Origin of the sequence: Actinomycetospora lemnae, assembly GCF_028737315.1 — a bacterium.
GTDB classification, from domain to species: Bacteria; Actinomycetota; Actinomycetes; order Mycobacteriales; family Pseudonocardiaceae; genus Actinomycetospora; species Actinomycetospora lemnae.
In genome coordinates this window covers 81,215-103,920 of sequence record NZ_JAQZAO010000012.1, presented here as the reverse complement: position 1 = coordinate 103,920, position 22,706 = coordinate 81,215, and the positions used below count along the sequence as shown (strand labels likewise).

Here is a 22,706-nt window from a genome sequence, read left to right as displayed (position 1 = left end):
GTCAGTCGCCGGCGTACCGCTGCTCGCGCCATGGGTCACCGTAGTCGTGGTATCCCAGCGTCTCCCAGAAGCCGGGTTCGTCCGTGCTCGACAGCTGGAGCCCGCGCACCCACTTCGCCGATTTCCAGAAGTAGAGGTGCGGGATCAACAGCCTGGCCGGGCCGCCGTGCTCGGCGGTCAGCGGTTCACCGTCGTACTGGTCGACGATCCAGGCGCTGCCCCCGACGACGTCCTCGAGCGGGATGTTCGTCGTGTATCCCCCGTCGCAGAAGGCGATCACGTAGTCCGCCGACGTCTCGACGGCGTCGAGCAGGGTCTCCACGGAGACCCCGCTCCACGTCGTGTCGAACTTCGACCACTTCGTCACGCAGTGGATGTCCGCCGTGACGTCCTCGCGAGGCAGCGCCTGGAACTCCCGCCAGGTCCAGCGCGCCGGCTCGGTGACCTCACCGGTGACGCTGAGGTCCCAGTCCTCGAGGGCGGTCCGAGGGGTGGGCCCGGCGGACAGCACGGGGAACCCGCCGCCGACGTCGTACTGCCCGGGAGGGAGGTCGTCCCTGTGTCGACGGGCTCCGGGTCGGCTCCGGAAGCCTCGGGAGACGAAGGTCATGCCGTCACGCTCCTGATGGTGATCTCTTCCCTCATCGCTCGCCGACCCGGCCGCGGCCGTCGGCCGGTGGTGGGCGACGCGCCGGGGCGGGGGACTGACAGGGTTGGTGCAGCCCCGGCAGCACGTGTGGCTCGGCCGGAGCGCCGCGGCTGATCGTGACGGCGGCGACCGCGCCTCCGAGGACGCAGAGCCCGGCCGAGATGAGCATGGCCCGGGAGAACCCCGCCCGAGCGGACCGGTCCCGCTGCCGTCGAGGCCGACGACCAGCGGGAGCACGGCGACGGCGAGCAGGCTCGCGATCCGGGAGATGGCGTTGTTGGCACCGGACGCCGCACCGACGTGTTCGGGTTGGACCGACGCGAGCACCGCCGAGGTCAGCGGTGCCACCGTCAGCGCCATCCCGACACCGAAGACGACGACGGCCGGCAGCACGGTGGTGGCGTAGGCGGCGCCCGGTACGACCCCGACCAGCAGCGCGAGCCCGACTCCGGCGACGACGGGGCCGAGCGTCATGGGCCAGCGCGGGCCCACCCGCTGGGCGAGGGCTCCCACCCGGCCGGAGAGGAGCAGCATGATCGCGGTGAACGGGAGGAACGCGAGTCCGGCGGCCAGCGCGGAGTAGCCCAGGCCCTGCTGGAGCTGCAGGACGAGCAGGAACAGCGCGCCACCGAGAGCGGTGTAGACGGCGAAGGTCACCAGGTTCGCGCCGGTGAACTGCGCGGAGCGGAACAACGACAGCGGGATCAGCGGGGCCGCGGCCCGCAGCTCGATGACGGGGAACGCGGCCAGGGCCAGCGCCCCACAGACGGTGGCGCCCACGGTGATCGCGTCCCAGCCGTGGACCGGGGCCTCGATGAGGCCGTACACGATCCCGCCCAGCCCGACGGTGGCCGCGGCCGCGCCCGCGACGTCGAGCCGGCCGGTCGCCGAGGCGTCCCGGGTCTCGGGCACGTGGTGCGCCGTCACCCAGAACGCGACGGCGGCGAGGGGGACGTTGATCAGGAACACCCAGCGCCACGAGGCCGCGTCGACCAGCCACCCGCCCAGGAACGGCCCGACCGCGGCCGCGACGCCGCTGAGTCCGGCCCACGTGCCGACGGCGCGCCCACGGTCGTCCTCACGGACGACCGAGTCGATCAGTGCCAGGCTCCCGGGGATCAGCAGCGCGCCGCCCACGCCCTGCGCGAGACGAGCGAGGATCAGCGCGGGCCCGGTCGGGGCGAGACCGCAGGCCAGGGACGACACGGTGAAGACGACGAGGCCCAGCAGGAAGACCCGGCGACGACCGTAGCGATCACCGAGCGCCCCTCCGAGGAGCAGCAGCGCGCTGAGGGTGAGCAGGTAGCCGTCGAGCACCCACTGCAGGACGGAGAAGCCGCCGCCCAGCTCCTCGCCGATCGCCGGCAGCGCCACGTTGACCACGGACCCGTCGAGGAACGCCACCCCCGAGCCGAGGGCGGTGGCGACGATGAGCCACCGCCCGGCCCGGGAGGCCAGCGGCACCGTCGGCGGTGCGGGGGCGGTCACCACGTCGGTCGACCTCCTCAGCTCCACGAGACCTTCGGTCATCCGAAGGTGAAGACGTACGCCTCGACGCCGGCGTCGGCGAAGGTGATCTCGACGGTGCGGTCGGCGATCGGCTGGCGCTGTCGGACGAGCTGGTAGAGCCGAGGCCTGACCACGCTCCCCTCGCCCTGCTCGTCGACGTCGAGCCCGCGGGCGTCGTCCGGCAGCCCGCCATCGATCCGCACCCGGAAGCGCACCGGTCCCTCGGCGCCAGGGGCCAGCACGAGGTTCAGGTCGCGCCCGTGGAAGCGGTGGACGATCCGGCCGCCGGGTTCGTCGAGCGTCGTGGCCCGGGCACGGACGGTCCAGTCCCCGACGAGGGCCCAGTCGTTGCGTCGCAGGCGCTCGGCCGCGACGTAGACGCTCCGACGATCGAGGCGCAGGCCGCCCGGTCCCGCGAAGCCGGTCGCCCGGGCGTAGCCGGTGTACGTCTCCGGCGTCCGCAGGTCGGCCCAGTCGGCGGCGAGGTGGACGCCGTCCGGCGTGACCGACACGAGGCCCTCGTCGACGTCGCCGACGCCCGACTCACGGAGCAGGTGCTGGATGACCCTCTCCGAGCGCTCGTAGTCCTCCTCGCCGAAGTGGTGGTGCCGGACCCGTCCCTCGACGTCCACGAAGTAGAGGGCGGGCCAGTACGCGTTGTCGAACGCGCGCCAGATGGCGAAGTCGTCGTCGATCGCGACCGGGTACCGGATGCCCATGCCCTCGAGCGCGGACCGGACCTCCTGCTCGTCGTGCTCGAACGGGAACTCCGGCGAGTGCACGCCGATGACCGTGACGCCGTCGTCGCGGTACTTCTCGGCCCACGCCCGCACGTAGGGCACCGTGCGCAGCCAGTTGATGCAGGAGAAGGTGCAGAACTGGACCACGGCCACCGTGCCCCGCAGGCCGGCCGGCGTGAGCGGTGCGGAGTTCAGCCAGGCGGTGGCGCCGTCGAGGGCGGGCAGGGGGCCCTCGACGGGCAACCGGGCCGGCGCGGTCACCGAGGTGACCTCGCCCCGCGCACGTCCGCGAAGGCGGCCCGGATCTCCCGGGCGAAGAGCTCGGGCTCCTCCCAGGCGGCGAAGTGGCCGCCCCGGTCGACCTCGCTGAAGTAGGCGAGGCCGGGGTAGACCGTCTCGACCCAGCTGCGCGGGGCGGCCCAGAGCTCGCCGGGGAACGTCGTGAAGCCGACCGGGACCGTGACCGGCGGCGGCTCCTCGCCGGCCGCCTGTGCCGCGGCCACGAACCGCCCGAACTCCCAGTACCACCGGGCGGCCGAGGCGCCGGTCGCCGTGAGCCAGTACAACGTGATGTTGTCGAGGACCGTGTCGCGCCCGAGGTTGCCGACGGGCGCGTCGTCGACGAACGCGCGCCGGATCTTCTCGTAGCTGTCCGTGTCGTGGTCGAGCATCCAGGCCGCCAGCGCCACCGGCGAGTCGAGCAGGGCGTAGCCGATGGTCTGCGGACGGGTGGACTGCTCGAGGAAGTAGCCGAAGCCGTCGGTGGTGAACGTGGTGACCGCGGCGTGCGCGGCGCGCTCCTCGTCGGTCGTGGCCGGCAGTCGGTCCTTGAGCCCGAGCGCGCCGGCGAGGAGGTTGACGTGGATGCCGAGCAGCCCGTCGAGGGCCTGTCGGCCCATCGCGTCGGTGACGTCGGCGCCGACGTCGCCGCCCTGGGCGACGTAGCGCGTGTAGCCGAGACGATCCATGAGCTGAGCCCAGGCGTGAGCGATGCGGCCGGAGTCCCAGCCGAGATCGGTCGGTGCGTCCGAGAACCCGTAGCCGGGCAACGACGGCAGGACCAGGTGGAACGCGTCCTCGGGCACGCCGCCGTGCGCGGTCGGGTCGGTCAGGGGGCCGACGGTGTCGAGCAGCTCGACGACCGAGCCCGGCCACCCGTGCGTCATGATCAACGGCAGGGCGTCGGGGTGCGGCGACCTCACGTGGACGAAGTGGATGTCGACGCCATCGAGCTCGGTCTTGAAGTGCGACAGCGTGTTCAGCTTCGCCTCGCACGCGCGCCAGTCGTAGTCGGACGCCCAGTAGCGGACGAGTTCCTCGACCGCGTCCAGCTGCACGCCCTGCGAGCGGTCCTCCACGAGCTCTCGGGAGGGCAGGCGCGTGTGGACGAGGCGACGGCGCAGGTCGATGAGATCCTCTTCCGGGATCGCGATGCGGAATGGTCGGACGGTCGTGTCTGTCCGCGAATCGGTGATGAGGGACACGAACAATCTCCTGGATACGTCTCGAGGCTCTCCGCGTGGCGTCGAGGACCCGGCGAGGGCGCCTGAGCCGTCGCCGGAGTCGGCGGTCGCGTCGGACCGGACATTCGTCGTGAGGGAAATCGTCGGCGGTACAGCACGCGCACGTCACGTGCGCGCACGAGGAATCGCGCCGACGGTCGGTGGAGGCGCGTACCGAGGCAGGACCGCGGCGGGCTGCTGGGGGCGCGTCTCGGGCGTCAGCGCGCAGGCAGGGCTTCGAGAAGGCCGGCCGGACGAACGGGCGCGATCGACGTGGTGGCCATCGTTGCTCCTCTCGTCGACGGGGAGCAGGCGCGTGCGTCGAGGGTATGCCCGAGAAGTCGCGTGACGGGAGACGCCGGGGTGAAGAGCAGACGGATCGCGGACCGCCCTCGGCTCAACGCCTGGAAGCGCCTCGGCTCATCGGGTCAAGATTCGTGCGGCGTCCACGGAACGTGTTCGTGACGGTGCGGTTCCGCATTTCGCGGAAAGCGACGACGCGGATACGGACGGTGCATCGACCGGACTCGCTCGGAAGGGCACGCATGGTCGCCCCCGATGCTCGCCGAATGTCTGGACCGCCTCGCCGGCGTTTTCTCGGGCCTCGCGGATGGCCTCGTCGGGTGACGTTGACCAGGGTCGTCGGCCGTGTCGTGGGCGGCACGTCGTCCGGGATGTCCCTGACCGCGCCGACCATGGCCATGACTGCGGCCATCCGTCGATGTCAACGGGGCCCTCGGTGACCCGCGAGGACCGGAGAGGACCCACCGCCACCGCCGGCTGGGGGAACCCCATGCACCTCTCGCGCAGGCCCCCGGCTCCCCGGCTCTTCTAGAGTGGGCACCCACGTGGCTGACCCGGGCCATCGCTCGCGCAGGACAGCCGGAGGTGACGCGGTGAAGCCGTTCGTGATCAACAGTCATGGCCGCCTGGTGTTCCCGGCCAACTTCCTCGGGGAGCTGGACTTCACGGTCCTCGACACGCTCGAGCAGTTCACGGCCGTCATCGAGCGGGACTTCGAGGCCAAGGCCCCGACGGGGACCGACATCCTGCACCGGGTGGAGAGCGGCTCCTACCCGAGCCGCTTCGAGCTGCTGCGCGACCTCGGGCAGAACCTGTTCTGGGTCAACCGGTACTCGATGACGATGTTCGACAAGCGCCCGACCCGGTGGCGCGACGTCCCCCGGCACCGTGACGACGTCTTCCTCCCGGTGCTGACGCCGTGGGAGGACCGCGATCGGAAGGTCGCGGCGGTCGAGCGGGCCTACCAGGAGCTACCGGCGCGGTGGACCGCCGACGCCGAGGACCGGGTCTTCGCCCTGCTCTTCGACGTGTTCCGGCACAAGCTGCACCACGCCACCGAGCTGCCCGCGATCAAGCCCACCGTCGCGGAGTTCACGGCGCAGCCCGACGCCCTGACCTTCGTGATGCCCGAGCACGACCCCGACCACCACCTCTTCACGATCGACGAGATCCTCGACGCCGACGAGGAGGTGCCGGAGCTCGAGGCGCTCACGCGGTGGGCGATGGTGCTGCACAACCTCTACCCGTGGGACGGCTCCCGGACCACGCTGCGCTCGGCCGCCGACATCGGTCCCGACGACTTCGTCGTCACCTTCCACCCCCGCGACCGTGACGTCCGGGCGTTCATCGACCGGGTCAAGCAGGACCGCGACACCGTCCCCGCGGCGGCGGGGACGACGAGCACGCCGGTCGAGCCGGTGGCGCCCCGGACGCCCTACCCGCCGGTGCGCGTGCGCGAGGCCTTCGCGGTGCAGCCCGCGCTGGAGGCCCTGGCCGTGGTGCGCGGCGAGCACGTCTGCGACAACGTCGACGTCATCCGCAACACGAGCTTTTCCTGGTCGCCGATGAGCGCGGAGGAGATCGCCCGCAAGACCGGGATCCGCCAGCGGCGCTACTCGGCGCGCGACCCCCACCACCTCGCGCTGGACGCCGCGCGCGCGGCGCTCGCGAAGTCCGGCCGGGCGCCCGACGAGATCGGCGCGGTGCTGGTCAGCACCTGCACCAGCAACCGCCAGATCCCCTCGATCGCCTGCTGGGTGTCCGGGGAGCTGGGGCTGGAGCAGACCCACACGTCGATGGACATGGTCGCCGCCTGCGCCGGTCTGCCCTACGGGCTCGCCGAGGCGGTCCGGCAGATCCAGGAGGTCGAGCGGCCGGTGCTGCTGGTCTGCGTCGAGAAGTTCTCCGACAAGATCGGCAGTGCCCGTACCTCCAGGATGATCTTCGGCGACGGCGCGGCGGCGATGGTCGTGGCCCCGGCGGCGGACGGCGCCCCGGTCGACGTCGAGGTCCTGCAGACCTACGCGAGCGGGCCGGCGTCGGAGGTCAACTCGATCATCTGGCCGAACCCCGAGTTCGACAACGACATCACCGTCTACGGACCCGAGGTCAAGTCGCTGGTGCAGCGCTACCTCGACCAGATGCTCGGCGAGCTCCGCGACCAGACCGATCCCGACGACCCCGGCCGCACCCTGCTCGAGAGCATCGACCTCATCGTCCCGCACCAGGCCAACAAGACGATGATCCTCGACCTGGCCGCGAAGGCCGGGCTGTCCGAGGACCAGCTCTACTTCAACATCGAGTCCATGGGCAACGTCTCGGCCGCGAGCATCCCGATCGCGGTGAACGACGCCGTCCGCGACGGGGTGATCACCCGTCCGCAGCGGATCTTCGCTCCCGGCTTCGGCGCCGGGGCCGTGGGCGGCTACGCGATCCTCCGCGTCGACCCCGCGATCGTCGCCGACGAGGTGGTGCTCGACCGCGTCGAGACCGAGCGCATGGGTCCGGCGCAGCCGGTCCGCACCACGACCGACGACGTGCAGGTGGCCTTCGGCGACTGATGCCGCCGGCCGGTGCTCAGGACGGTCGAGCCGCCTGGCTGTTCAGGACGGTCGAGCCGCCTGGCTGTCGGCGTAGGCGCGACGCCGCAGCGCGTTCACGACGCCCACCGGCTCGATGCCGCCGGCGTCGTGGAACGGGGTGTGGCGACGCCGCTCGCCGCGCTCGTCGGGCAGCGCGGTGCCCAGCTCGATCTCGCCCACCGCGCTCCACGGTCCGGTCGTGTGGGCGGCGAGCAGCGTGAACCGCACCCGACCGTCGGCCGCCGCCCGCTCGAGGGCGGCGAGGCGCTCGAGGGGCTCCGGCTCGCGGTCGTGCTCCGGGCGGGCCCCGAGCACGACGGTCGTGCCGCCGAGGCGGAAGGGGACGATCGAGGAGTAGTGGGTGGCGCCGTAGTCGCGTGCCGGGAGGATGGCGTGGCGCGCGATCGGCGCCGGTGCCGACGACACGAGCAGGAGGTCCTGGGGGCCGTCGGCGAGGTCCAGCCGCAGGGCGAGGCCCAGCACGTCGGGCAGCGGCTCGGGCACCCCGGCTCCGCGGGAGAAGCGGACCGCGCCGTCGTGGACCCCGGCCGCCCCGAGCACCGTGCCCGCGAACCGGTCGTCGCCCCGGACGTGCAGGCGCGCGGTGAGCGTCCGGCCGTGCGGGTGGAAGACCCGCGCGCGGCGCACGAAGGACGCGAGCGCGAAGGCCGGTCCGGCCACACGTCCCACGGTCTCGTCGACGAGGCGGTCGGTCGGGGTCGTCACGGCGACGGCTACCCGGCCACCGCGGCCGGCACGCGAGGGGCGCCGTGCGGTCAGTGGCCGATCGAGAGGGTCGCGAGGCGTGCCTCGTCGACGAGGGTCACGTAGGCCAGGCGGCCGTGGGGCTCGGGCGCCACGGCGGCGGGGGAGCCGCCGACCTGCACGGTCGCGCTGACCCGTCCGGTCCCGACCTCGACGGACGTGACGGTGCGACCGGCGGTGTCGGCGGTGTAGAGGTACCGGCCGTCCGGGGCGAACGCGACGTCCTCGGGCCCCTGACCGACGGGGACCGTCGCGGCCACCTGGCCGGTCCGGGCGTCGATGAGCGAGACGGTGTCGTCGTCCCGGTTCGCGACGGCGAGGCGCGAGCCGTCCGGGGAGACGGCGTGGGCGGTCGGTCCCCGCCCCTCCGGGGCCGGTGGGACCACCTCGGTGCGCCTGACGGTGCGGCTCGGCACGTCCACGGTGACGACCTGGTCGACCGTGCCGCCGTCCTCCCGGCAGCGGACGGAGGCCTGCTGCCCCGTCCGGTCGAGGACGATCTCCCGCGGTGGGGCGGGCATCGGGATCGTCGCCACCGTCGCCCGGGAGAACAGGTCCAGCACCGTGACCGCGCGGATGTCCCGGTGCGCGATCCAGCCGAGGCGCCCGTCGCCGGTGATCGTCATGGCGACGGGCGACGGCGCCGTCGGGACCAGGTCGGTGATCTCGGGGACGGCGTGGCTGTGCCCCACGCCGACCGGTCCGCTCGCCCCCGGTCGCGGTGACGCCATGGGCCGGACGTCCGGCGAGGCGAGCAGCGTGACCGCGAGGAGGACCACCGCGACCGCGAGGACGAGGGCGCCCCCGGCCCGCTCGACGAGGGTCAGACCCGGCCCGGGGTCCGGGAGCGGAGGCGCCTCGAGGGCCTGTCGCGCCGCCGTGGCCAGGGCGCCGGCGCTGGGGTAGCCGTGGGCCGCCCCGCGCCGGACGACGGCGTCGAGGTCCGCGGGCGTGGCGGACCCCGCCAGGCACGCGCCGAGCAGCCGGGCGAGCGCCGCGACGTCGGCCCGTGCGTCGACGTCGTCGGGCGCCCCGACCGCGCCGACGTCGAGCACGTAGACGAAGTCCTGCGGGGTGACCAGGACGTCCTCGGCCCGGACGTCCCCGTGCACGAGGCCGTCGTGGTGGGCGGCGTCCAGGGCCTCGGCGACCTGGCCCACGAGCCGCACGGCGCGCGCCGGGTCGAGCGGGCCGTGCGTCCGGAGCAGCGACGCCAGCGTGACCCCGTCGTCGACGAGCCTCATCTCGAGGTACGGGCGACGGTCGACCTCGCCGTAGTCGTGGATGGGGATGACGTGCGGGTCCCGCAGGCGGGCGGCGAGGCGGCAGGCGCGGCGGAACCGCTCCCGGAGGGCGGGGTCCTCCGGCGACAGCTTCAGCGCGACCGGGCGGTCCCGCTCGACGTCGACGGCCTCGTACACCTCGCCCGTGCCTCCGGCCTCGATCAACCGCTCGAGGCGGTAGGGGCCGAACCGTCGCGGCTCCACCGGAGTCCCAGCGGGCCTGGTCAGACGGCCCGCCGGCCCTGCGCCAGGCGCCGGACGGCGTGGAGCAGGGCGGCACCGCCGGACGCGACGTAGGCCCGGCCGCTGCGCTTCGCGAGCGCTCGCAGCGTCCGCGGGGCGTCGACGACGACGTGCGGGACGTCGTCGCCCCACGGCGCGAGCACCGCGGTACGGCAGGCGTCGCGCTCGTCGGCGTCCACCAGGTCGAGCTTGGTGAGCACCAGGAGCGCCGGCTCGGCGCCCGCGTCGGGCGCCGCACCCACGGTCGCGTCGATCACGTGCACACGCAGGTGGGGACGGTCGGCCGGACCGGGGTCGTCGGCGAGGCCGTCGACGAGGGCGACCTCCCGGAGCAGCTCGCTCGGGTACAGGACGTCGGCGAACGCCATGAACGGCGCGGCCGAGGCCGCGGCCCACCCGACGAGCTGTTCGAGGCTGAACCAGTCGGGGCGGTCGTCCGGGCTGCGGTACATGTGGCTCCCGGGCCGGTCGCCCCACCGCACGAGGACGGTCGGGTCGGTGCACGGCAGCCGACCGTCCGGCACGGCGGGTGCGCCGAGCAGGGCGTTGACGACGGTCGTCCGCCCGGACCGCGGGCCGCCCGTCACGACGACGAGCCGGCCCCACGGAGGCAGCGGACGACGCGCGGACACGGGAGCCGCCGCGCTGACCAGGGCCACGGGCTCAGGCCGTGCTGGCCAGGTTGATGACGGTGACGCTGCCGTCCAGCAGGTTGGTGGCGTAGCCCTGCCGCCCGTCCGGGGACACCGCGATGCTCGTCGGACCCCGCCCCGTCGGGACCTCGCCCGTGAGCCTGAAGGTCGTGGTGTCCAGGACCTGGATGAAGTTCGCGTCCACCGTCGCCAGGTAGGCGTGCTTGCCGTCGGCGCTGAGCGTGATGTCCTGCGGGTGGCTCGCGGTGGGGATGGTGGCGACGACGCGGTTGGTGTTCACGTCGGTCACCGAGACGCTGCTGTCGTCGTAGTTCGCGTTGAAGACCAGCGGCTTCGTCGTGTGCCGGATGATCGAGTGCGGGCTCTTGCCGACGGCCACGGTGCCGAGCACCGTGTCCGTGCTCGTGTCGATCGTCGAGATGACGTTGGACTCGTGATTGGCCGCGTAGACCCGGGTGCCGTCGGGGGAGATGTCGACCCAGTGCGGGTTGGGCGCGAGCGCGATGGTGTTGACGACGGTGTTCGTCGCGGTGTCGATGACCGTCAGCGAGCCCGAGTCGTGGTTGGGCACGTAGACCTTGCGGCCGTCGGGGCTGACGTCGAGCGCGAAGGGGCGCTTGCCGGTGGGCACCCGGGCGATGAAGGTGCCGCTCTCCGTGTCCAGGACGCCGACCTCGTTGAGGCTGTAGTCCTGGTTGAAGATGCTGACGTACGCGCGGGAGCCGTCGGGCGAGAACGCGACGAACTGGGGGCCGCCGTCGGGCACCGGGATGACGCCGGTCGGCGCGTTGCGCGTCGTGTCGAAGACCGTGATGACGCCGGCCGCGCGGTTCGCGATGTAGCCGAAGTCGCCGCTCGGCGCGATCTCCATGTACCCCGGCGTCGAGCCGACCTGGACCGTCGCGCCGACGGTGGGACGGGCGACGCTGGTGGCGACCACGCGGGGTCCGGCCTCCGGGTCGAACGGCACCCCCGGCGACGCCCCGCCGGGCGAGCTCGTGCCGCCGAGCAGGGCCACCAGCCCGACCGCCGCGAGGACCGCGAGCACCGCGCCGACCGCGACCAGCACCGTCACGAGGGCCCGCCGTCGCTTCGGGGCCGAGCCGCCGGAGCCGTCGCCCGCGGGCCGGGCGGGTGGTGTCGGCGGTGGTGTCGGCGGGGCGGGCGGTGGCGTCGGCGGTGCGGCCGGTGGTGTCGACGGGGTCGACGGCGACCCCGTCGGCGAGACGTGGGCCGCATCGGCGTCGCCCACGCGGGGGGCCGGGATGGTGGTGGTGGGGTCGGAGGTCCCCGTCGGCGCCGCGAGGACGGCGGTGGCCCCGGCCGGGGGCGCCATCGGGCTGACGGTGGTGGCGGCCGCCGTCGGTGCCGCCGTGGCGAACCCGACCGTCTGGCCGGCGTGCAGGGCCTCCCGCGCCGCCCGGGCGAGATCCCCGGCGCTGGCGAAGCGCTCGTCGGGGTCCTTGGCCAGGCCGCGCGCGACGACCGCGTCGAGCGCGGCGGAGACGCCGGGGTTGATCTCGCTCGGACGGCGCGGCTCGAGGTAGACGTGGGCGTACACCTGCGTGGGGAAGTCGCCGCCGAGGAACGGCTTCGTCCCGGTCAGGCACTCGAACAGCACGCAGGCCAGCGAGTAGACGTCCGTGCGGGGCCCGATGGTGCCGTTGGTGAAGCGCTCGGGCGCCATGTAGTCGAGGGTGCCGGCGGCGGCGCCGTTCGAGGTCGCCGTGGACTGCGTCTGGCCGACGCTGTGCGCGATGCCGAAGTCGGCGACGTAGACGAAGTCGTTGGGCGTCACGAGGATGTTGGCCGGCTTGACGTCGCGGTGGATGAGGTCGGCCTCGTGCGCCGCGTCCAGCGCCTCGGCCACCTGGCCCACCAGGGCGACAGCGCGCTCGGGCGGGAGCGCGCCCTCGGCGGCCAGCAGCGTCGCGAGGTCCTGGCCGTCGACGAGGCGCATGTCGATGTACAGCCGCCCGTCGACCTCGCCGTAGTCGTGGATCGGGATCACGTGCGGCTCGCGGAGGCGCGCCGCCCGGTACGACTCGCGGCGGAAGCGCCGCTCGTAGTCGGCGTCCTTCCCGAGCCCCTCGGGCAGCAGCTTCAGGGCGACCTCCCGATCGCGCCGGTCGTCGTGGGCGAGGTAGACCTCGCCCATCCCGCCACGACCGATCAGCGACTGGAGCTCGTACTGGCCAAAGCGCTTCATCGGACCCCCCGAGAGCCACGTCGTGGGCGACGCACCGGCACGACACACCGATGTCGACACTCAGGGTGAGCACGCTACATCATTCGAGCAGGAGTTGTCCTGCGTCGACGCGGACCGATCTCACGGTGAGTGATCGTTCAGCGGGGCCGCGCGCGACGGTGCCGTCGAGGTTGAAGCGGCTCCCGTGACAGGGGCAGTTGATCGTCCCGTCCGAGACGTCGGCGACGATGCACGCGGTGTGGGTGCAGACGGCGGAGAAGCCCTCGTACCGCCCCGCGGTCGGTTGGGTGACGACGACCTCGAGGGCCGGGAAGACCGTGCCGCCGCCGACCGGGACGTCCGCGGCCGGACCGACCACGGTGCCCGCCGCGCCCGACCCGGGACCCGGCGCCGTGGTGAACGGGAGCCCTCCGCCCCGGGGCCGCGGCGGGGGCTCGGGCTCCGGGGCCGCGCACCCCGCCAGCCCCAGCGCGGTGGTGGCGATCAGCGCACTGCGCCGGCTCACCGTGGGCGTCTCGTGGTCGTCGCTCGTGCTCACGCGACCTCCCGGTCCTCGCACGTGCCCGTCGGACGGCGCGGGGCGCGCCGACGTCCCCGCCGGATCGTGCGCGGCCGACCACCGCTGATCAACCCCGGTCGTAGGGCGTCGCGGCGACGAGCGTGATCGAGATCGTGTGCCCGTCGGGGAGGCGGCAGGGGCGGGTGTCCCCTTCGTGCGCTCCGAGCACCGCCTGTCCGATCGGCGAAGCCGGCGAGTAGACGTCGATCTCCCGGTCGGCCGGGACGCCGCTCTCCGCGAGGAGGAACGTGTCCGTCTCCGCCGCGTCGTCGAGGCGGACGGTGAGCACCATCCCCGGCTCGGCGACGCCGTCGTCCGGCGGTGCACCGCCGACGGCGGCTCCGAGCACGAGCTCCTGGAGGTACCGGATGCGACGCTCGCGCCACCGATGACGCGCCCAGGCGTCGTCGTCGCCGTCCTGTCGGGGCGGACCGGACCGGTGACTCAGCAGCAGCTGGTCGAGCTCGTCGAGGACCTGCTGGTAGCCCTGCGCGCTGAGCCACGCGCGACCGCTCTCCGTCACGAGGTGCACCTCCCGGTTGGGCGACCGGTCCGACCGGTCCGTCGATCCGCCCCACCACCCTGCGTGGGCCGCCCGCGGGAGCGGATGTCGCGGACCGACAACCGCACCGGCGGACCTTGTCGTCCAGGGACAACGATCCCGGGTGGGACGGGGAGCAGGCTCGGGCCCGACCCTGCGCCGACCCCTCCGACACGAGGCCCGACGGGAGGCCCGACGTGCTCGACGACCGCGAACGCGCCGCGTTGCTCGACATCGAGAACCACCTGCTCGCCGAGGACCCCGCGTGGTCCACGGCCTTCTCCACGTGGGCGCGGCGGGCCCGCCGGCGGCGGAGGTTCGAGCTGGCGTTCCACACCCTGGCGGCCGTGGTCTCCGCCGCGCTGGCGCTGCTGATGGTCGTGGCGAACGCCCCGGCACCGGCGACGTTCTTCGTGGCGGTGACCGTCCTGCTCGCCTGGCTGGTCCACCGGCTCCGGCGTGCGCCCCTCGTGCGCGAGGGACCCGGCGGCGGAGGCGGGCCGGAGGCGACGCCGCGCTAGACCCCGTCCTCGTCCATGGCCGCGAGGGCGACGATCAGGGCGAGTCGCTGGTCGGGGTGGTCGGTGGCGAGGGGGGTGGCCTCGTCCATCTTCCGCAACCGGTAGCGGACGGTGTTCGGGTGGACGTCGAGGGCCGCGGCGGCGGTCCCGACGTCGCCGTGGGCGGCCAGCCACGCGCGCAGGGTCGCGACGTGGTGCGTGCCGTGCTGCCGGTCGTGGCGTCGGAGCTCGGCCACGGGACTGCGCTCGGGCATGCGGCCGGCGGCGGCGACGGCCCGGAGGCGGCGCAGCACGATCCGGTCCCACGACTCGTCGTAGGCCACGGGTGGGAGGTCCGGGCGCGCGACGTGCAGCGCCAGGCACTCGTCCGCCTCGCGCCGGCTGGCGGGCAGCATGGTCGCGTCGGCGGCACCCCCGATCCCGGCGACGAGACCGACGTGCGCGGGCAGGCCGGCGCGCACCGACGCCACCCACGTGCGGGCGGCCTCGATCAACTCGTCGCCGACCGGCAACAGGGTGTAGACGGTGTGGGCGAACAGCGCGCTGCGGCCCGGCCGTGACCACCCGAAGCCCGTGGTGACGTGCTCGAAGGTCAGCAGCACCCCGGCGTGCTGCTCGTCCTCGACGTGGGCCTGCAGCGCCACGACGCGCAGCCCGGTGGCGGGCAGACCGAGTCGGCTGATCATGGCGGGGGCGTCGCCGGTGCCCTCGATCAGGCGTGTGACCAGGTCGGACTCCACCTGGCGCTCCAGGTCGGCGCTGGCGCGGGAGCGCAGCAGGTGCAGCGCCGCGGTCCGGGCGCCGTCCTCGAGGACCCGCCGGCGGGCGGGCTCGAACGCGGTGGCGGTCTCGACCCACAGGGAGCCGAGGAGCTCGCGGCCGGCCCGCACGGCGATGACCATGCGTCCGCCGAGCCCGTGCGCGGGGGAGGGCTCGACGAACAGGGGCTCGTCGGAGGCGGCGAGGTGGCGGAACACGCCGCGCGCGGCGAAGAGCTCCCGCACGGTGTCGGGGAGCCGCCGCCCGAGGATGGTGCGCGCGCGGACCGCGTCGACGCCGTCGTCGGAGCTGGAGTAGGCCAGCACGCGGGAGAGCTGGTCCTCGATCACCACCGAGGAGCCGCGGAGCGCGGCGGCAAGGGTGTCGGCCAGGGCGAACAGGTCGGTCGGACCGCGGCCCGACGCGGTCTCCCGGCCCTCGAGGACGAGCCCGTAGGCCAGCCCGGTGAGGTGGCTCCACGAGGCCTCGGGGTCGGCGAGCACGACGGCGATCCCCGCGTGCTCGGCGGCGGCGGAGGTCGCGGGCTCGAGCGGCGCCGGGGCGCGGACGAGCACGACGGTCGCGCGCGCCTGCTCGGCCAGGGCGACCGCCTCCGCCGGCGCGTCGATCCCGACGGCCAGGAAGACGTCACCCGTGGTGGGGCGCGGATCGCTGGGGTCGTGCACGACCAGGCTCCGCAGCACGACCTCGCGGGCACGGGCTCCACCGGCGAGTCGGGCGCCGCTGCCGGCCAGGACGTCGACGAGGCGGTCCAACGTGATCATCGGTCACCTCTCGACAACGCGGAGACCGGGAATTGGCCGATCCTACAACCAGCTCGGCGCCGCGTCGTCGCATGCTCGACGGGGAGGGCGGGACCGTCCCGCCCGTCGGACGATGCGAGCAGGAGGAGCGCGGTGATGGGGAGCGTGGCGACCGGCCAGGACGTGCGGGCGATGGTCACGGGGCACCTCGAGGAGGAGGCCCGGCGGTTCACCCGGCGGACCCGGGCGTCGCTGGCGGTGGAGGGCGTCCTCGCCGTGGTGCTCGGCGGCGCCGGCCTCGTCGCCCTCGGCGGTGGTGAGGCCGTGACGGCCACGGTGGCGGGCGTCCGGGCGGGACTGCCCCAGTTCGCTGTCCTCGCCGCGATCGGCCTGGCGATCCTGCTGACCCTCCGCCACACGGCGTGGCTGCGCCGGGTCGCGGTCGCGAAGGCCACCGTGGCGACGGCGATGTTCGCCGCCGGCGCCGTGTACCACCCGGTCGGCGCCTGGGACATGAACCTGGCCGCGATCTTCCTGCCGGTGGTGGTCGCCCTGGCCGGCTTCGTCCAGTTCGTGTTCCTCGGCAGCGCGAACTTCGTGTCCGAGCCCAGCGACGTGCCCCGGGCCGATGCGGGAAGGTGGTCGTCGTGACGTCGACGCCGCGGTCGGCCCGGCCCGAGGACGACGGCGTCCTCCTCGTGGGCTTCGACGGGTCCCGGGACGCCGCGGCCGCGATCGCGGTGGCGGCGCACCTGCTGCCCGCCCGGCACGCCCGGGTGGCCCACATCTGGACCTCGCCCGGCGCCGGCTCCGCCCTGTACCGGCGTCTCGCCCAGCAGGCGCGGACGACCGAGCACCTCCGCCGGCTGACGCGTCAGGAGGCCGCGGCCGCCGCCGACGGCGTCGCGGCGACCGGGGTCGCGCTCGCCACGGCCGCCGGGTGGACCGCCGAGCCGGTCGTCCGCGGCGAGCACTCCGACGAGGGGGCCGACCTCGCGGCCCTGGCGGACGAGCTCCGTCCCGCGGCCGTCGTGGTGGGCTCACGCGGTACGGGCGGGCTGCGGGGACTGCTCGGCAGCGTCGCCGAGGTCGTGGTCCACCGCAGCTCGGTGCCGGTCCTGGTCGTCCCGCCGCTCCTCGCCGAGGAACGGGCCGCGACGTCGTCGGGTCCCGCCCTGGTCGCGCACGACGGCTCGGAGTCCGCGGCGTATGCACACGCGGTCGCCGCCGACCTGCTGGCTCCTCGGCTCCTCGTGCCGGTCCACGTCGAGTCGCCGATGAGCGACGGGTCGGGTGAGCTCGGCGAACCGGGCGTCCCCACGGACGCCCTCCGGCTCCGCCCCGACGGGTTCGGCCCGGTCGCGGCCGCCGGCGCGGTGGCCCGTGAGGCCGCCACCCAGGGCGCGGGCGCCATCGTGGTCGGCTCGCGGCGACGGTCCCTGGTCCGGGAGGTGGTGCTCGGGAGCCACGCCCGGGCGGTGCTCCACCACGGCCACCGGCCCGTGCTGGTCGTGCCGCCCCCGTAGGGCAGGGGTCGAGCCGCACAGCTCGGGTGGGGAGCGATCAGGTCACCCGTCCTCGGTCGGCCCGGCGTCGGTGTCCCCGCACGACGGAAGGCCCGCCCCCGGGCCGGGGGCGGGCCTTCCGTCGTGCGGGGGCGAGGACCGGGTCAGTTCCCGGGCCACTCCCCGCTCCACCGCTGGAACGCGCGGGCGCCGCCGCGGTCGACGAGGACCTTGACGACCGCGAAGATCGCGCCCTGGAGGCCCGCGGCGAGCAGGATGGTCTTGAGGTCGGAGCCCGAGTCGAGGGCGTTCGGCGGGTCGTCCGGGACGTCGCTCGGGGCCGCCCGCTGCCACACCTTCTTGAAGACCAGGTTGGCGAGGAGCCCGCCGACGATCGAGCTGACGATCCCGACCGGGCGGTAGAGGATCTTCGCGCTGGTGCTGGCCGGCGCCGTCTGCTGCTGGGTCATCCGCGCACCTTCTTCCAGACCGCCCGCACGACGACCAGCCCCGCAACGGCCGCGGCGACCTTGATCGCGATCGCGCGCGCCTGCGGCGTGAGGTTGCCGTGCTCGTCGGTCGCGGCGTCCTTGGCCTGCCGGAACTGCACGGAGGCGCGCTGCTTGGCGTCCTCGAGGGACTCGCGGGCCTGGGCCTTGACGTCGAGCTTCTGGGTCAGGGCGTCGACGGTGTCGCCGAGCTCGGCGCGGGTGGCCTCGATGTCGGCGATCAGCTCTTCCTGCGTCGCCTGGGGGCCCGGGCGCGGGGCCCGCGCGCCGGTGGGGGTCTCAGGACCGGGTGTGGTCACGGTGACGCGCCTCCTGCACCTCTGCGACGTCGCGGCTGACGTTGTCGACGGTCCGCTGCGGGGTCGGCGACACGTGCTCGACCTCCTTCTTGCCCACGAGCCCCGCCACGCCGGCGGCGAGGAACAGGACCGCGGTCACGATCAGCGCCGACGCCCACAGCGGCAGCACCAGGGCCAGCGCGATGATCGCGGTCGCGACCGCGGCGCCCAGGCCGTAGAGGGCGAGCACGCCGGCGCCGCTCAGGAGTCCGGCGCCCTTCCCGGCCTGCTTGGCGGTGTCCTTGAGCTCGATCTGGGCGAGCGCCAGCTCGTCGCGGACCAGCCGCGAGGTCTGCTCGGACAGGCGGGTCATCAGCTCGCCCACGGACGCCTCGGACGGCGGGCCGGGCGGCGGCGCCACCCGGTCGGGGACGCTGTTGCTCATCACTCACTCCTGCTCTCGTCGGTCCCGAGGTCGGGAGGGACGGCGCGGGATGCCCGCCACGGCGCCCCGCGATGCGTCCGCCCGGACGAGGGGTGCCGGCTCAGGACCGCGCAGCGAGCAGGTCGTCCAGCGAGCGGGCCGGGTGGCCCGTGAGGCGGGGGACGTCGCCGGTGACGCCCTCGAGCTCGCCGGCCGCGATGGCGGTGTAGGTGCTGACCCACGCGTCGAGCTGCCAGTCCGGGGCCTGGCCCGCGCGGGAGGCGTAGGCCTCGTCGAGGGTCTGGTCCTCGAACCGCACCGGCCGGCCCGTGCGGCGGGCGATGACGCCGGCGGCCTCCTCGAGGGTGAGGGCCTCGGGGCCGGTGAGGCTGTAGGTGGCGCCGTCGTGCGCGCCCGGGTCGGTGAGGACCGCGGCGGCGGCCTCGGCGATGTCGTCCTGCGCCACCGCGGCGACGCGTCCGGTGCCCGCGGGCCCGCGGATCACGCCGTCGGCCTCGACGAGCTCGGGCAGGAAGTCGAGGTAGAAGTTGTCGCGCAGGACGACGGTCACGAGCCCGCTCGCGCGCAGGTGCTCCTCGGTGGCCCAGTGGTCGCGGGCGAGGGTGAAGGTGGCGTCGGGTGAGGCGCCGTAGAACGAGATGTAGACCAGCCGGTGCACCCCGGCGTCCGCGGCGGCGTCGATGAAGGTCCGGTGCTGCTCGACACGGTCGGGGGTCTCGGAGCCCGAGACCATGAGGACGGTCCCGACCCCGTCGAGCGCGCTGCGGACCTGGTCGGGTCGGTCATAGGCGCAGCGCACGGCGACGGCGTCGGGCAGCGCCGGCGCGCGGTCGGGGCTGCGGACGGCGAGGCGCTGGGCGATGCCGCGCTCGGCGAGCAGGCGCGCGACCCGCCCGCCGAGCCGCCCCGTCGCCCCCGTGACCGCGATCGTCGGCTGCACCGTGTCGTCCCCTTCCGCCGTGCTCATCGCGGGACACCCTGCCCGGACCGGCCGCCGAGGTGCGCGGCGAGGTGCCGCTCGATGGCGCGGAAGAGCAGGAGCTGGTTCTCCGGGTTCTCGAAGCCGTGGCCCTCGTCGTCGGCCACCAGGTACTCCACCGGCACCCCGCGGGCCCGCAGCGGCGCGACGATGTTGTCCGACTCGCCCTGCACGACGCGCACGTCGTTGGCGCCCTGGGCGACGAGCAGCGGGGTGCGGATGCGGTCGACCATGGTGATCGGGGAGCGCGCCCGCATGTCGGCGAGCTGCTCGGGGTCGTCGGGGTCGCCGACGTAGCGGATCCAGTTGTTGGTCATGTTCGCGCGCACGAACGGCGGCAGCGTGGCCAGGAAGTTCGCGAGGTCGGAGATGCCCACGTAGTCGACGGCGGCGGCGAAGCGGTCAGGGGTGACGGTGACGCCGACCAGCGCGGCGTAGCCGCCGTACGAGCCGCCGACGATCGCGACGCGGTCGGGGTCGGCATGGCCACGGGCGACGGCCCAGTCGACGGCGTCGATCAGGTCGTCGTGCATCCTCCCGGCGAACTCGCCGATCGCGGCGGTGAGGTGGCGACGGCCCTGGCCGGTCGAGCCGCGGAAGTTCACCCGCAGCACCGCGTAGCCGCGGTTGGCCAGGAACTGCACGGCGGCGAGGTAGCCCCAGCCGTCGTGCGCCCACGGCCCGCCGTGCACGAGCAGCACCAGCGGCAGGCGCTGCGGTTCGACCCCGAGGGGCAGGGTGAGGAAGCCGTGCAGGGGCATGCCGTCGCGCGCGGTGAGCGTGATCGGCGTCATCGGCGCGAGCAGGGCCGGGTCCGGGCGCGTCGCGCGGTGGAGCACGCGGGACTCGCCGGTGACGCGGTCGTGGAACCAGGCCGTGCCCGGCTCGCGGTCGTGGACGAAGGTGGCGACCCAGCGCTGCTCGGCGAGGTCGGAGGAGACGGTGTCGAGCACGCCGTCGGAGAGCTTCTCCAGGGCGGCCTGCACGTCGGCGAACCCGGGGTCGACCGGTACGACGCGCGGGCGGTCGCCGGTGAAGCGCGCGGCGATGACCTCCCCGGTGCGCCGGCTGACGAACACCGTCGGTGGCAGGGTGTCGGCGACGGCGCTCGAGGTGTCCAGGCTGTGCCCGTCGAGCGCGGCGACGACGGTCAGCTCGCCGGTGTCGCGGTCGAGGCGCACGAGGCGCAGGTCGTCGGAGTCCTGGTAGTCGCCGATCAGGGCGGCGCGGCCGTCGGGTGTCGGGTGCAGGAAGAAGCCGATCGGGTGCTCGGGCCCGCCGAGACGGTGCACCAGCCGTCGCTCGCCGGTGTCGGGATCGGCGGCGTGGACCTCGTGGGTGCCGTCGGCGTCCTGCGCGATGAACCACCTCGGGCGCCCCGACCGGTCGATCACGAACGTCTCGGCGGGGTCGGTCCGCTCCACCAGCGCTGTCGTCCGCCCGGTGGCCACGTCGATGCGGAACACGTCGACGAACAGCGGCCGCGGGTTCATCCACGCGATGACCGTGCCGGGCACCGTCGTCTCCGGGTCGACGGCGAAGACGCGCGAGCCGGCCTCGAGGGGGGGTCAGGTCGACGGCCGGGGAGTCGGGGTCCTCGAGGTCGACGCGGTAGAGGTGCCACTCCTCGTCGCCGTCGGCGTCCTGGCGGTAGAGCAGCCAACGGGGGTCGTCGGTCCAGGAGTAGCTGGTGATCCCGCGCCGCTCGTCGTGGGTGACGGGGACGGCGTCGTCGTGGGTCTCGTCGACCCCGCGCACCCAGACGTTGCGCCGTCCCCGGTGCGGCGCGAGGTAGGCGATCCGCGTGCCGTCCGGGGAGATCGTCGGGGCGGCGAAGTCCGGGTCGGCGAAGAACTCCTCGACGTCGATCAGCGGCGCGGCGGTCATGCTCGGCTCGAGCTCGGGGGACACGGGCTCCACGGAACACCGTGCCGCTGCGGCATGGTCAAACGCGTCCGACCGGGCTCGAGGATCTGGCGGGAGGCGCCGTCCTCGTACACCGCTGGCGCGGGTTCTCGATGTCCTCGAGCTGCTGGAGCGCAAGGTCGGCGTCGACCTCCTCGACCGCAGCGCCCACCCCGTCGTCCCCGCCGAGGCCGGCCGGCGGTTCCTCCCCGACGCCCGCGCGGCGCCGGCCGCCGCCGACCGGGCCGTCGCGGGCCTCGAGGCCTACCGTCGTGACCTGCACGGCGTCCTGCGCCTCGGCTTCATGAGCGCCGCGACCGGTACGCACACCCGGCGCATCCTCGACCTCGTGGCGCGCGAGGCCCCGGACGTCACCGTGCAGCTCGTGCAGCTGGCGTGGCACGAGCAGGCGAGCGCGGTCCGGTCCCGGACGGTCGACACCGCGCTCGTACGGCCCCCGACCGCCGACGACGACGGCCTGCGGCTCGACCTGGTCCGGCTCGAGCCGCGGGTCGTCGCCCTGCCGGCCGGCCACCGCCTGGCGGCGCTGGTCGCGGTGCCGCGGCGCGCGGCGCGGACGGTGGGGGAGGGGTGAGGGCTACCGCTCCCGTTCGAGGTGGGCCCGGACGGCCTCGCCGTCCTCGCTGAGCCAGCCCTTCTCGCGGGCGTAGGCGAGCATGCCGGCGAAGTCGTCCTCCCAGCCCTCCGGCACGCGCCCGGCGGCGAGGCGTCGCAGCGTGGCCACCGGCACCATGATGTGGTTGAAGTCGGGGAGGAGCTCCCCGGCGTCGTGCTCGGCCAGCAGTTTGCTGATCTCGTCGGGTCCCAGCCGCTCCCAGTAGGACGCGTAGAGCTCGTTCACCCTCTCGGGCTGCTGGAGCTCGACACCGTCGGTGGCGATGGCGAGGTACACGGGCTCCTCCGGGGTGCTGGACGACCGGGCCGACCGGAGCCTACGAGGCGTGGCCCCCGCCCGCGGCCCGCGGACCGGTCAGGAGGCGGCCTTCGTGAGCACCTCGTCGAGGCGGTCGGTCGGCCCGTCGTTGTTCGGGTCCGCCACGACGACCACGAACAGGCCGGTGCTGTGCACGGTCGTGCCGCTCGCGGGCGGCACCGTGGCCTGCAGCGCCCGGGCCGCCTCGTCGCGGGCGTCCTGGTCGGCGTAGCGGGAGGCGGTCGCGACGGTGACGGCGCTCGGGGCACAGGTCAGGTTCCCGGTGCCGTTCTGCCCCTCGGCGGAGAGCTCGCCCGCGTCGGTCGACCCGACCTCGAGGGCCTGGGTCTCCTGGGCCGGCGTCCCGGGCGGGTTCGGGACGGGCCGGGAGGTGCACACGACGAGACCGCCGTCCTGGATCACCGCGCTGAGGTCGGAGAACGACTGCGGTCCGCTGCTGCCGCAGCCGGTGAGGGCCAGGACCGACGCCAGGGCGGCCCCGACCACGATCGCGCGCCGCCGCGCCGTCGGTGCTGTGGGAGTCACCGGCGCATCGTCACGCGCCTGCC

Annotated in this window: 22 protein-coding genes; 5 read left to right on the top strand and 17 right to left on the bottom strand. The window is 74.4% G+C overall.

Features of this window, described 5'->3' with window-relative positions; all coding sequences use genetic code 11:
• Position 1: 1 nt before the first annotated feature.
• Genes PGB27_RS23950 through PGB27_RS23940 form a run of 3 tightly spaced genes read right to left on the bottom strand, consistent with a single transcriptional unit; the run spans position 2 to position 4,382 of the window.
• Complete coding sequence (locus PGB27_RS23950) at positions 2–2,137, bottom strand: DHA2 family efflux MFS transporter permease subunit (protein ID WP_274202939.1); 2,136 nt, start codon at positions 2,135–2,137, stop codon at positions 2–4.
• 38 nt (positions 2,138–2,175) lie between these two features.
• Positions 2,176–3,159: a redoxin family protein gene (locus PGB27_RS23945; protein WP_274202938.1), complete on the bottom strand. Its 984-nt coding sequence runs from the start codon at positions 3,157–3,159 to the stop codon at positions 2,176–2,178.
• Positions 3,156–4,382, bottom strand: a complete 1,227-nt coding sequence (locus PGB27_RS23940) for an epoxide hydrolase family protein (RefSeq protein WP_274202937.1) — start codon at positions 4,380–4,382, stop codon at positions 3,156–3,158. Before PGB27_RS23940 ends, PGB27_RS23945 begins: the two co-directional genes overlap by 4 nt.
• 914 nt (positions 4,383–5,296) lie before the next feature.
• Between PGB27_RS23940 and PGB27_RS23935 the strand changes: the two genes are divergently transcribed.
• Positions 5,297–7,264 (top strand): 3-oxoacyl-[acyl-carrier-protein] synthase III C-terminal domain-containing protein, encoded by a 1,968-nt coding sequence (locus PGB27_RS23935; RefSeq protein WP_274202936.1) that lies wholly within the window; start codon positions 5,297–5,299, stop codon positions 7,262–7,264.
• A 42-nt stretch (positions 7,265–7,306) separates the two neighbouring features.
• On the opposite strand, the gene PGB27_RS23930 is transcribed toward PGB27_RS23935, so the two are convergent.
• From PGB27_RS23930 to PGB27_RS23905, 6 genes are all read right to left on the bottom strand, one after another.
• A complete protein-coding gene (locus PGB27_RS23930; protein WP_274202935.1) occupies positions 7,307–8,011 on the bottom strand; it encodes a hypothetical protein in 705 nt (234 codons plus the stop codon).
• 50 nt (positions 8,012–8,061) lie between these two features.
• Complete coding sequence (locus PGB27_RS23925; protein ID WP_274202934.1) at positions 8,062–9,537, bottom strand: protein kinase domain-containing protein; 1,476 nt, start codon at positions 9,535–9,537, stop codon at positions 8,062–8,064.
• 20 nt (positions 9,538–9,557) lie between these two features.
• Positions 9,558–10,163 (bottom strand): P-loop NTPase family protein, encoded by a 606-nt coding sequence (locus PGB27_RS23920; protein WP_274202933.1) that lies wholly within the window; start codon positions 10,161–10,163, stop codon positions 9,558–9,560.
• Between the two features lie 76 nt (positions 10,164–10,239).
• Positions 10,240–12,438: a serine/threonine-protein kinase gene (locus tag PGB27_RS23915; RefSeq protein WP_274202932.1), complete on the bottom strand. Its 2,199-nt coding sequence runs from the start codon at positions 12,436–12,438 to the stop codon at positions 10,240–10,242.
• A 79-nt stretch (positions 12,439–12,517) separates the two neighbouring features.
• The gene (locus PGB27_RS23910; RefSeq protein ID WP_274202931.1) at positions 12,518–12,976 is read right to left on the bottom strand and encodes a QcrA and Rieske domain-containing protein; all 459 of its coding nucleotides are present in this window, start codon (positions 12,974–12,976) and stop codon (positions 12,518–12,520) included.
• An 88-nt stretch (positions 12,977–13,064) separates the two neighbouring features.
• Positions 13,065–13,520 (bottom strand): GreA/GreB family elongation factor, encoded by a 456-nt coding sequence (locus tag PGB27_RS23905; RefSeq protein WP_274202930.1) that lies wholly within the window; start codon positions 13,518–13,520, stop codon positions 13,065–13,067.
• A gap of 215 nt (positions 13,521–13,735) precedes the next feature.
• Between PGB27_RS23905 and PGB27_RS23900 the strand changes: the two genes are divergently transcribed.
• On the top strand, positions 13,736–14,059 hold the full coding sequence (locus PGB27_RS23900; RefSeq protein ID WP_274202929.1) for a DUF3040 domain-containing protein: 324 nt from the start codon (positions 13,736–13,738) through the stop codon (positions 14,057–14,059).
• Here the strand turns inward: PGB27_RS23900 and PGB27_RS23895 are convergent.
• On the bottom strand, positions 14,056–15,603 hold the full coding sequence (locus PGB27_RS23895) for a PucR family transcriptional regulator (protein ID WP_274202928.1): 1,548 nt from the start codon (positions 15,601–15,603) through the stop codon (positions 14,056–14,058). The genes PGB27_RS23900 and PGB27_RS23895 overlap by 4 nt on opposite strands.
• A 135-nt stretch (positions 15,604–15,738) precedes the next feature.
• Between PGB27_RS23895 and PGB27_RS23890 the strand changes: the two genes are divergently transcribed.
• Positions 15,739–16,233, top strand: coding sequence for a hypothetical protein (locus PGB27_RS23890; protein ID WP_274202927.1), 495 nt, complete (start codon positions 15,739–15,741; stop codon positions 16,231–16,233).
• Positions 16,230–17,108 carry a universal stress protein gene (locus PGB27_RS23885; RefSeq protein ID WP_274202926.1) on the top strand — a complete coding sequence of 293 codons (879 nt, stop codon included), beginning with the start codon at positions 16,230–16,232 and terminating at the stop codon, positions 17,106–17,108. The genes PGB27_RS23890 and PGB27_RS23885 overlap by 4 nt, the downstream gene beginning before the upstream one ends.
• 143 nt (positions 17,109–17,251) lie before the next feature.
• On the opposite strand, the gene PGB27_RS23880 is transcribed toward PGB27_RS23885, so the two are convergent.
• The 5 genes from PGB27_RS23880 to PGB27_RS29485 form a co-directional block, all read right to left on the bottom strand.
• Positions 17,252–17,557: a DUF4235 domain-containing protein gene (locus tag PGB27_RS23880; protein ID WP_274202925.1), complete on the bottom strand. Its 306-nt coding sequence runs from the start codon at positions 17,555–17,557 to the stop codon at positions 17,252–17,254.
• Positions 17,554–17,895, bottom strand: a complete 342-nt coding sequence (locus PGB27_RS23875; RefSeq protein WP_274202924.1) for a DUF3618 domain-containing protein — start codon at positions 17,893–17,895, stop codon at positions 17,554–17,556. Before PGB27_RS23875 ends, PGB27_RS23880 begins: the two co-directional genes overlap by 4 nt.
• The gene (locus PGB27_RS23870) at positions 17,876–18,319 is read right to left on the bottom strand and encodes a phage holin family protein (RefSeq protein ID WP_274202923.1); all 444 of its coding nucleotides are present in this window, start codon (positions 18,317–18,319) and stop codon (positions 17,876–17,878) included. The genes PGB27_RS23875 and PGB27_RS23870 overlap by 20 nt, the downstream gene beginning before the upstream one ends.
• Positions 18,320–18,419: 100 nt before the next feature.
• Positions 18,420–19,286, bottom strand: coding sequence for an SDR family oxidoreductase (locus tag PGB27_RS23865; protein ID WP_274202922.1), 867 nt, complete (start codon positions 19,284–19,286; stop codon positions 18,420–18,422).
• On the bottom strand, positions 19,283–20,815 hold the full coding sequence (locus PGB27_RS29485; RefSeq protein ID WP_408630113.1) for a S9 family peptidase: 1,533 nt from the start codon (positions 20,813–20,815) through the stop codon (positions 19,283–19,285). The genes PGB27_RS23865 and PGB27_RS29485 overlap by 4 nt, the downstream gene beginning before the upstream one ends.
• A 287-nt stretch (positions 20,816–21,102) precedes the next feature.
• Between PGB27_RS29485 and PGB27_RS23850 the strand changes: the two genes are divergently transcribed.
• Positions 21,103–21,798, top strand: coding sequence for a LysR substrate-binding domain-containing protein (locus PGB27_RS23850; protein WP_274202921.1), 696 nt, complete (start codon positions 21,103–21,105; stop codon positions 21,796–21,798).
• Positions 21,799–21,801: 3 nt separating this feature from the next.
• Here the strand turns inward: PGB27_RS23850 and PGB27_RS23845 are convergent, their stop codons facing one another.
• Both PGB27_RS23845 and PGB27_RS23840 read right to left on the bottom strand, forming a co-directional pair.
• Positions 21,802–22,116: a hypothetical protein gene (locus PGB27_RS23845; RefSeq protein WP_274202920.1), complete on the bottom strand. Its 315-nt coding sequence runs from the start codon at positions 22,114–22,116 to the stop codon at positions 21,802–21,804.
• 78 nt (positions 22,117–22,194) lie between these two features.
• Entirely contained in the window at positions 22,195–22,683 is a 489-nt protein-coding gene (locus tag PGB27_RS23840) for a hypothetical protein (RefSeq protein ID WP_274202919.1), read from the bottom strand.
• Positions 22,684–22,706 lie beyond the last annotated feature (23 nt).